Origin of the sequence: Caballeronia sp. (assembly GCF_028292365.1) — a bacterium.
Taxonomy (GTDB): domain Bacteria; phylum Pseudomonadota; class Gammaproteobacteria; order Burkholderiales; family Burkholderiaceae; genus Caballeronia.
Genome location: NZ_JAQGMM010000210.1, coordinates 1 through 9,218, shown reverse-complemented (window position 1 = coordinate 9,218; position 9,218 = coordinate 1). Strand labels below are relative to the sequence as shown.

At 61.0% G+C, this 9,218-nt stretch carries 8 protein-coding genes and 2 pseudogenes; 3 read left to right on the top strand and 7 right to left on the bottom strand.

The annotated features are described in order from the left end of the window. The 7 genes and pseudogenes from JWR14_RS13020 to JWR14_RS12990 form a co-directional block, all read right to left on the bottom strand. The coding region (locus JWR14_RS13020) for an ABC transporter permease (protein WP_299706992.1) at positions 1-883 on the bottom strand (883 nt) is incomplete at its 3' end. 8 nt (positions 884-891) lie between these two features. Further along, on the bottom strand, positions 892-1,971 hold the full coding sequence (locus JWR14_RS13015) for a sugar ABC transporter substrate-binding protein (RefSeq protein ID WP_299706989.1): 1,080 nt from the start codon (positions 1,969-1,971) through the stop codon (positions 892-894). Between the two features lie 380 nt (positions 1,972-2,351). Continuing rightward, a complete protein-coding gene (locus JWR14_RS13010; protein ID WP_299706986.1) occupies positions 2,352-3,425 on the bottom strand; it encodes an ABC transporter ATP-binding protein in 1,074 nt (357 codons plus the stop codon). 25 nt (positions 3,426-3,450) lie between these two features. Continuing rightward, positions 3,451-4,308 carry an ABC transporter permease gene (locus JWR14_RS13005; protein WP_299706983.1) on the bottom strand — a complete coding sequence of 286 codons (858 nt, stop codon included), beginning with the start codon at positions 4,306-4,308 and terminating at the stop codon, positions 3,451-3,453. Further along, a complete protein-coding gene (locus JWR14_RS13000; RefSeq protein WP_299706980.1) occupies positions 4,305-5,234 on the bottom strand; it encodes an ABC transporter permease in 930 nt (309 codons plus the stop codon). Before JWR14_RS13000 ends, JWR14_RS13005 begins: the two co-directional genes overlap by 4 nt. Beyond that, positions 5,231-6,325: an extracellular solute-binding protein gene (locus tag JWR14_RS12995; protein WP_299706978.1), complete on the bottom strand. Its 1,095-nt coding sequence runs from the start codon at positions 6,323-6,325 to the stop codon at positions 5,231-5,233. The genes JWR14_RS13000 and JWR14_RS12995 overlap by 4 nt, the downstream gene beginning before the upstream one ends. Before the next feature lie 221 nt (positions 6,326-6,546). Further along, positions 6,547-6,789, bottom strand: a pseudogene (locus JWR14_RS12990) (arginase family protein); the annotation flags it as partial. Positions 6,790-6,922: 133 nt separating this feature from the next. On the opposite strand from JWR14_RS12990, the gene JWR14_RS12985 reads away from it, so the two are divergent. The 3 genes and pseudogenes from JWR14_RS12985 to JWR14_RS12975 all read left to right on the top strand — a co-directional run. Beyond that, positions 6,923-7,594, top strand: a complete 672-nt coding sequence (locus JWR14_RS12985; protein WP_299706976.1) for a M24 family metallopeptidase — start codon at positions 6,923-6,925, stop codon at positions 7,592-7,594. A 35-nt stretch (positions 7,595-7,629) separates the two neighbouring features. Continuing rightward, complete coding sequence (locus tag JWR14_RS12980) at positions 7,630-8,577, top strand: LysR family transcriptional regulator (RefSeq protein WP_299706974.1); 948 nt, start codon at positions 7,630-7,632, stop codon at positions 8,575-8,577. 201 nt (positions 8,578-8,778) lie between these two features. Next, a pseudogene (locus JWR14_RS12975) lies at positions 8,779-9,218 on the top strand (NAD-dependent formate dehydrogenase); the annotation flags it as partial.

The following is a 9,218-nucleotide window of genomic DNA, read 5'->3' as shown; positions in this document are numbered from 1 at the left end:
TGAGCGTAAAACCGTCGTTGAGGATCCCGAGGACTGCCGCGCCAATCAGCCCGCCGATGATCGTGCCCGAACCGCCGGCGAGAGGCGTGCCGCCAATCACGGCAGCGGCGACGGCGAGGAACATGATCTGGTTGCCGCCTGCCTGGGGATCGATAGACGTTATCCGGAAGCCCTCCAGGATGCCGGTGAAACCGGCAAGCAACGCAGCAATCACAAAGTTGCCAAGTTTCAGGCGCTTGACCTGAATGCCCGCTTCGCTCGCGCCTAACTGATTCGCGCCCGCCGCGATGGTATGCAAGCCCCATCGGGTATGGCGAAGCAAGACATGCATGACCGCGGCAATAGCAATCGTCCAGATGATTTCGCTGTATCCCCACTCGCCCATGAACGCCGAAAATCTCGTGCCCTCATGGGGTGAAACCGGCGTGCCTCGCGAGAGCGTCAGCGTCAATCCATTCACGAAGAACAGCGTGCCGAGCGTGGTGACGAAAGAGGGGATGCGCAGATACACCGTCACCGCGCCGTTGATCAGGCCGACCACGCCTGCTGCCAGCAGGCCGGCCAGCAGGGCAAGCCATTCTGGCGCGCCTGCCTCGCCAGCGAAGTGCATGATGAAAGGCGCAAACGCGAAGACCATGCCGGCGGAAAGATCGATCTCCCCACCGATCATTAACATGATTTCGCCAAAGGCAATGATGGCTACCGGCGCGATGAACTGCGAGAGGTTTTCCAGGCTCGCGCTAGTCAGCAGGAAGTCGTGGTTGGCCGTCTCGAAGTAGGCGCTGAGGATCAGCGCGACCGCAAGGATGCGGATCTCGCTGGATCGCTTCAGCGCGCCTGGCCATAACCTTGGGCGCCGGTTCGCCCGAGTGGCATCCGTCACGGGAGCGGTCACCCTTTAATCGCACCCGTGCGCGGCACGATCTGAGGTTTCGTGCTCTTGCCTTCATACCGCGTCTCGGTTGTCAGGTAGGGGTCGACCGAGCCTTTGGTGACGAACTTCAGGCCAGTGTTGATGTTCGCCGGCCCGACGAGTCCGCCCGAGGACAGGAAGATGAACGCTTCAAGCACGGTGTAAAAACCCTGCACGTAAGGTTGCTGATCGATCGTGAAGTCGAGGAAGCCGTCGTGGATCAGTTCGACGGTGCGCGGCAACAAATCGAAGCCACCGCCATGCACGCCCTTGGATGGCAGGTTGGACTCCTTCATGACCTGGGCGACGCCTTGCGTGCTGCCTGCATCGACGGCGAACATGCCTTTCAGATCCTGGTGCCCAAGGAAGAACGACTTGATCTTCGATAGCTCTTCGTTGACGGTCGCTCCGGTTGCAATGGTTTGCGTATCGATTTTCTTACCCGACTTCTTGATCGCATCGATTGCGCCGTCAAGCCGCGGCTGGATGTTGAGTTGGCCGGGCGTCGCGATAAAAAGGGCGACAAGGCCGCTGTCCACCAGGCTGGCAATACGCTCGCCCATCTGATAGCCCGACAAATACAGATCCTGGCCGATATACGCGAGACGCGGGTTAGCACTACCGCTGGGGGCATCGGCGTTGTACGCAAATACCGGGATGCCTGCGTCGAGCGCTTTCTGGATCGGCGTATTAAATGCCTTGGGGTCCACGATAGGAACCGCAATTGCGTCGGCCTTCGCGGCAATGGCCGCGTTCACCGCGTTGACCATCTCGCCCACATCAGCGTTGGCCGAGCCGGTCCATTGGTAATCGAAACCTAGCAACGCGGACGCATCCTGAATGCCGTATTGCGTGGGAACGAAGAAAGGGTTTGTCGTGACGTGATTAACGAATACGATCTTCCAGCGCTTGTGTGCCGGAAACGGGGCGGCTTCCGCGGCTTGCGCCGGTGTGATCACGCCGCCTAGCATTGCCAGCGCTGCAGTCAGGCCAGCGCCTTGAAGCAATCCCCGCCGCACGCCTTGTACTTCACCCAGGTCTTCCCGATCTTGTGCCATGTCTGATCTCCCGTGTCGTAGTTTTTGAACACTCATTTCACTTGTTGGCGCGGGCCGGGAAAGCGCCAGTGCCGGGCGTCGCTACGCTCCGTGAAACTCGCATGCTCAAGCGCACGCACGGTCGAATGACGACGTATCGACATGCTAGAACAGTGGCCTGACCAATTAATCAATGTATACCCTTAACTAGTCCGACTATTTTGAAGGGCGGGTCAGATCAGAGGTGTGCTGCAGAGTCCAGTATTTGGGAACGTCACGCTTCGTGCTCAGGTTGTCTTTATCCACTAGATGCCGAAGCCGCTGAGATCGAATACATAGGTCATGGCGGGTTGCTCATGGTCAGGTGAGGGCGGCTGAATTGAAGGCTCAATGAAGCGGGCTCAATGAAACGGACGCGCTGCGATCAGCTTGCACGCGTGCGCGGGCAATTCGGCCAGCACTGGCATGCCGAGCATGAGTCCGGGCGTTTCGCGCTGCGTGGTAGCGGCTGTCAGCGTAAAGCCGGCGCAGTCGATCGTCGCTTCCAGCGTGGCGCCGACATCACGGATAAACGTGACCGTCCCGGCGAGGCGGTTAGGACCACTGTCGGTTGAGACGTGCTTCACGCAGACGTCTTCGGGGCGGATCAGCAGGCGGATGTCCGCCGTGGAATCCGGCACCCATGCGCCATCAGCGACGACGATCTGCTGGCCGCCCGGCAGCTTCACACTGCCGCGTCCGTCATGCGTGACCGCAATGATGTTGCCGAGTCCGATGAAGTCGGCGACGAACTCGCTGACCGGGTTCCGGTAGATGTCGAGTGGCTTGCCGACTTGCGCAATGCGGCCTTTTTCCATCACAACGATCTCGTCGGCCATTGTCATTGCTTCGCGTTGGTCGTGCGTGACCATGATCGTCGTGATGCCAAGGCGCTGCTGCAGCAGGCGGATTTCGACCTGCATCGCTTCTCGCAGCTTGGCGTCGAGTGCGGAGAGCGGTTCGTCGAGCAGCAACAGTTTCGGCGACGACGCAATCGCCCGCGCGATTGCCACGCGCTGGCGCTGTCCCCCGGACAGTTGCGTGACCGGGCGGTTCGCCATGTGCGGCAGCTGAATCAGTTCGAGCAGTTCGGCGACGCGGCGCCCTTGTGCCGCCTTACCCATCTTCCGAAGCCGCAGCGGGTACGCGATATTTTCGGCGACGCTCATATGCGGAAACAACGCCAGCGACTGAAACACCATGCCGAAGTCGCGCTGGTTCGCCGGCAACTGGGTGATGTCGCGGCCCGCGAAAGTCACGCTGCCGGAGCTCGGCGTCTCGAGCCCCGCGATCATGCGCAGCAAGGTCGTCTTGCCGCAGCCGGACGGGCCGAGAAAGCAGACCAGCTTGCCGTCCGGGACGCTCAGGTCGACGCGGTCGACGGCGTATGCGGCGTTGAAGCGCTTGGTCACGGCCTGGAGTGTCAGATGAGTCATGAGGATTCCTTTAATTCTTGCGTGCTCAGAGTGCAACGCCTTCGTCGCCAATCAACTTTTCAAGCAGCCATATCAGCGCAAAGTCGATAGCAACGATTACCACCGCGAACGAAAACACGGTCGGGTCGAGCGACGACACCGTGCGGCTGTAGAGCCACACCGGCAGCGTCATCGTGTTGATGCCGTACAGGAAGAACGTCACCGTGAACTCGTTGAACGAGATGATGAACGCGAACAGCATGCCGGCCAGGATGCCGGGGCGCATCAGCGGCAATACCACATCGAACATGGCGCGCCGCGGGCTCGCACCCATCACGCAGGCGGCTTCCTCGAACTCAGGGCCGATCGACGCCGCGGAGGCCGCGCAGTTTTTCACCGTGAACGGCAGCGCGAGAATCACGTGCGCAATAATGAGCCGGAACACGCCGAGTTCCACGGGCAGCACGTTGAAGACCAAGAGCAGCGACAGCCCGAGCATCACCAGCGGATAGACGAGCGGCAGCGCAACGAGCTGTTCGACAGCCGACTTGCCTCGAAAGCGGTAGCGGCTCAACGCATACGCAGCGGGCACCGAAACCAGCGTCGCGATGATCATCGTCGACACCGCGACGATCAGGCTTGTCGTCAGCGCGGTGCCCATGGAAAGCACGTCGCTGGCATCTGGCGAGACGAAGCTGTGCCATGCCGCCCGATACCACTGCAGGCTGTAACCGGGTGGCGGGAATTCCAGCGTGTCCGAAGCACTGAACGACATCAGGATCATCGTCAGGATTGGCAGGGCGGCAAGGAACAGCACAATGGCCGCGAGTAGCGCCGCAGGCCTGCCGAGCCGGCCTGGCATGGTCGCGGGCAGAAGACGCGCACGATTGTAGGGGGTGCTCATGCGGATGGCTCCTTGAGACGTTGGGTGCGGCGCACGAGACTCTGCGAGATCGCCATGACGGTGAGCGTGGCGACCATCAGCACCACGCCGGAGGCGGATGCCGCCGGCCAGTTCAGCAGCGGCGAGACCTCGTCGTGCACCAGCACGGCGAGCATCGGCACGCGACGGCCACCGAGCAGCAGCGGCACCGCGAACGCGCTTGCGTTGTAAGCGAACACGAGCAGTGCGCCTGAAACAAGCCCCGGCATCGCGAGCGGCAACATGATGTGACGCAACGTCTGCCAGCGGGTGGCGCCGAGCGTTGCAGCGGCTTCTTCGTATGAGAGCGACACGGCGCGCATGGCGCTCGACAAAGGCAGCACGGCAAGCGGAAACGCGGTCTGGATCAAACCAAGCAGCACGCCATGCTCACGATAAAGCCATTGCATCGGACGCTGGATCACACCGCTTGCGAGCAATGCGTGATTGAGCAACCCTGCCGGGCCAAGGATCACGAGCCAGCCATAGCCCTGCAGCAACAGATTGACGAGCAGCGGCAACAGCACGCCTGCCAGAAGCAAGCGCCTCGCCAACCGCGACTCGGTGCGCGCCATCGCAAGCGCGACCGGAATCGCCAGCAGCACCGCACACACCATGCTCTGGAACGCGAGCCGCAGCGTGAGCCACAGCGCCTTCAGAAAATACGAATCGGCCAGGTTCGCATAGTTCTGCAGCGTGAACCCGTGCCACTCATCGCCCTGCGCACCGAAGCTCATGCGCAGGACCACGAGGGCCGCCGCCGCGAGCACCGCGAGAAACGCGAGGATCGGGGCGAGCAGCAGCCACGGCCGTGCACGGGCGAGGGCGGTGTCCGATGCGGAGGCAACCGGCTGGTCCGGCGCCCCCGGTCCGGCGCGCTGCGAAGAGAGTTCGGCCATCGTGGTCATGCCGAGAAAATCTCGGTGTAGCGCTTGATCCACGCGGCCTGTACTACGGCAAGCGACTTGTCGTCGTGCAGTACAGACTTCTCCGCGATCTGCTGCGGGCTCGGCACGAACCTGAGGCTCTCGGCGGGAATGACGGCCTTCGAATTCACCGGGCCGTTCAGCACGTCAGCGGCCATCCGGCCTTGCACGCCGGCATCGAGCGAATGGTTGATGAACGCGTGAATCAGGTCGAGGTCGCCAGGGTGCGATTTCGGAATCACCGTGAACATCAGCTGCGTGGCAAAGCCTTCCTTCATGCCGTAAGTCACGCCCATCTTGTATTCGGGTTTCCGGATCTGGTCAGGAAAGAACGCGGGAGAATAAATGCCGCCGATATCGAGCGAGCCCGTACGAAACAGGTCAGCGACCTGATTCGGATTCTCGCCAAGCGTCATCACGCGGTCCTTCAGTTCCGTAAGCTTCTTGAAGCCCGGATCGATGTTCTGCTGCGAACCGCCCGACATTTTTGCAGCGATGATCGCCAGATCGACCGCCTCGGCAAACTCGGGCGGTGGCAAGAAAATGCGGCCGGCATATTTGGGATCCCACAGCGCTTCGTAGGACGCGGGCGGCGTCTTGATGGTCGACGTGTTGTAGATCAGGCCGTCGGACCACAGCAGGTAGCCGACACCAAAACCGTCTGCCCCGGTTCGATACCGCGCCGCAACGTCCTTGAGATTCGGCAGCTTGTCGAGGTCGGGCTTGACGAGCAGGCCTGCATCGCCGAGACCCGAGGCACCTACGCCCGCGAGCGTGATCACGTCGTAGGTGGGACGGTCGCCCGCGGCCTTCACCTTGGCGACCATGCCGGAGGTGCCGTCCGCGCGGTCTGCGATCACCTTCGCGCCGGTTTTTGCCATGAATGTAGCCGCTATATTGTGCAACGCGGCTGTTCCCGTGTCGTCTGACCAAGTCAGCAGGCGTAACGTCTTGCCCGAAAAATTGTGTTCCTGCGCCCTGAGATTGAGGAACGGCGCCGGCAACGCGGACGCTGCGAGCGCTGCGCCGATCGTCTTGAAGGCTTGCCGCCGTCCCGTGCTGAATTTTTTCATCGCCGACTCCGTGGATGGTGAAGTGAAATGTCCGACCTGTGCGCCGGGCGAACGGTCGTATCCGCTCGCATTGGTCCGTGCATGAAAATGTTAGGATCGCAAAATAGCCATCACAATTGATATATCGTCATGTCTGCCATGATCAAAACACATGGCTCAGCGGGTCCCGCGCTCGTTTACCGCAGGTATTGGCATGCCGGTTGTGCATGGCAGGCCGCGGATCAATAGTCCAATGAAATAGCCTGTGCCCGGTTCTTCACCTTCGGCAGCACGCACGGCATTTCATACAGCAGGTGCGCGCCGACCAGCGCGGTGTTGCCGGACGGGTCCTACGGCGGTGAAATCTCCACCAGGTCGCATCCCACGATATCCAGCCCACGGTAGCCGCGGACGATTTCAAGCGCTTGGCAGATCGTCAGGCCGCCGATTTCCGGCGTACCGGTGACGGGCGCGAAACTCGGGTCAGATCATGCGGTTCCAGGCTGAGTACCCTGAGATCCAAAACATGCCGTTTCCGTTTGCTTCAAGGCGCGAAAATGGACTTTCCTGGTGGCCATCGATATATTTATCAGAATATAACGAAGCCGGAGAGATTGAGTGAGCGATACCGTGCAACATGCCGCACAACAAGCGGTCGGCGAGAAGTTCGTTCTCGAATCGATGCATTACGCGCGCGACAAAACGTGGGAGGTCGTCGAACAGGTGGCGGCCCGGATTCAGCCCGGAATGCTTGAGTCGGAAGCGGTGAGCGAGTGCAAGCGGGTCCTGCAAGAGCTCGGGATGGAACGGATCTGGCATCCCATCCTGATCCGGTTCGGTGAAAACACCTTGCGGACGTTCAAGCAACGTTCCGAGGCGGATCCCCGGCTCAAAGACGACGACATCTTTTTTGTCGACCTTGGCGTGGTCTGGAAAGGGCATGAAGGTGATGCAGGCGCGACGTTCGTGGTCGGTGCAGACGAGGAGATGAAAGCGTGCGCGGACGCGGCAAAGACTGTCTTTGACGAGGTCGAGCATCATTGGCGAACGACGGGCGCCGGCGGCAAGGCGTTGTACGACTACGCGGCTGAGCGTGCGTCGGCGCTTGGATGGAAACTGAACCTCGACATCAAAGGGCATCGCGTGAGCGATTTCCCGCACGCGATCTTCAAGGCCGGCAATCTGGGGAATTTCGAGCCGCACCCGCAAGCCGGGCTCTGGATCCTGGAGATTCAGCTCGCTCATCCCACAAGGCCGTTCGGCTCGTTCTACGAGGACCTGCTTGCCTGAGTCGTGTCGACGAAGAAACGCTAACAAAGGATGCAATGTTCATTCGGCAACTCGAGTATCTCGTCACATTGGCGCGCGAAAAACATTTCGCGCGAGCAGCTGAAGCCTGTCACGTCTCCCAACCCGCGCTGTCGTCGGCCATTCGTACGCTTGAGGCCGAACTAGGGCTGGTCATTGTCGAGCGGACACGGCGCTTCGTAGGCTTCACGGAGGATGGCGAACGTGTGCTTGGCTGGGCGAGGCAAACGCTCGCGTCCCTGCAGAACATGCGGCAGGATGCGTCCGCCGCGCAAGTCAACCTGATCGGGACGCTTCGCATAGGCGCGATTCCAACCGTCATGCCGGTGACCGCCAGCATGCTTGCGCCGTGCATGCGCGAGCATCCGCATATGCACTACGAGGTCCGCTCGCTCAGTTCTGATGCGATCCTGCGTCAACTGGACGAGCACGAACTCGACGTTGGCCTGACGTATCTCGACGAGCAGGTGCAGGCGGGGTTCAGCGTATTGCCGCTCTATTTCGAACGCTACCTGCTCTTGTCACCCCCGGGCGCGGGCGAGAGGTTCGACGCAGGCACGGTGCAATGGGGCAGCGCGAATGAATTGCCGCTCGGTCTGTTGACCGCCACCATGCAGAACCGGCAAGTGATCAATGCTGCGTTTCGACGCGAGAGCGTCCAGCCTACCGTCGTTCTCGAAACCGACTCGCTTCTGTCTCTCTATGCGCACGTCCAGCATGCTGGCTTGTTCAGCGTGTTTCCGCATAGCCTTCTAAGCGTCCTGCCCGCGGGCAGCGGTGTGCGTGCATCACTTCTCTTGCCGGAGTTGACGCGCGGCATCGGTCTTATCGCGCGCAATCGCAATACGCTGCCGCCCCTCGTTGCCGCCATATGGAAAGCGGCCGAGCAACTTGATCTGCAACGCGAGTTTGACGCATTGCTGCCCGAGGCGGCCCGCGTTTCGCAGGACCCGGTCACCATCTAAGGCGGAACATCCGCAGTATTCTGCGTGCGCTTGCATGCCCTCATAAGAACGGCTTATCAGCTGATCCATCCAAACGATTGGACCGTCCGCGCATGCTTCGCGACACTGTCCTGCGTCGACGTGCCAGCCCCACGTAACGACCAAGGCGGTGCCGGGACATCGGCGCCGGTGTTATCCAAATCAGAGTGGAGTGAGACAGTCATGGCCAAGGTTCTATGCGTTTTATATGACGACCCCGTCGACGGTATGCCGAAGAAGTACGCCCGGGACGACGTGCCCGCCATCACGAAGTATCACGACGGACAAAGCGCCCCGACACCGAAGGCAATCGACTTCAAGCCGGGCGAATTGCTGGGCAGCGTGTCCGGTGAACTAGGCTTGCGCAAGTTCCTCGAATCGCAGGGACATACCCTGGTTGTCACGTCCGACAAGGACGGCCCCAACTCCACGTTCGAGCGTGAACTGGAAGATGCGGAGATCGTCATTTCGCAGCCGTTCTGGCCGGCGTATCTGACCGCCGAGCGGATTGCCCGCGCGCCAAAGCTCAAGCTCGCGCTGACAGCCGGCATTGGGTCGGATCACGTCGATTTGCAGGCAGCAATTGATCGCGGCATCACGGTGGCTGAAGTGACGTTTTGCAA

Excerpts from the sequence above, each read along its gene's own strand:
- JWR14_RS13015 (WP_299706989.1), bottom strand. The coding sequence starts at position 1,971 with ATGGCACAAGATCGGGAAGACCTGGGTGAAGTACAAGGCGTGCGGCGG.
- JWR14_RS13010 (WP_299706986.1), bottom strand. The coding sequence starts at position 3,425 with ATGACTCATCTGACACTCCAGGCCGTGACCAAGCGCTTCAACGCCGCA.
- JWR14_RS13005 (WP_299706983.1), bottom strand. The coding sequence starts at position 4,308 with ATGAGCACCCCCTACAATCGTGCGCGTCTTCTGCCCGCGACCATGCCA.
- JWR14_RS13000 (WP_299706980.1), bottom strand. The coding sequence starts at position 5,234 with ATGACCACGATGGCCGAACTCTCTTCGCAGCGCGCCGGACCGGGGGCG.
- JWR14_RS12995 (WP_299706978.1), bottom strand. The coding sequence starts at position 6,325 with ATGAAAAAATTCAGCACGGGACGGCGGCAAGCCTTCAAGACGATCGGC.
- JWR14_RS12980 (WP_299706974.1), top strand. The coding sequence starts at position 7,630 with ATGTTCATTCGGCAACTCGAGTATCTCGTCACATTGGCGCGCGAAAAA.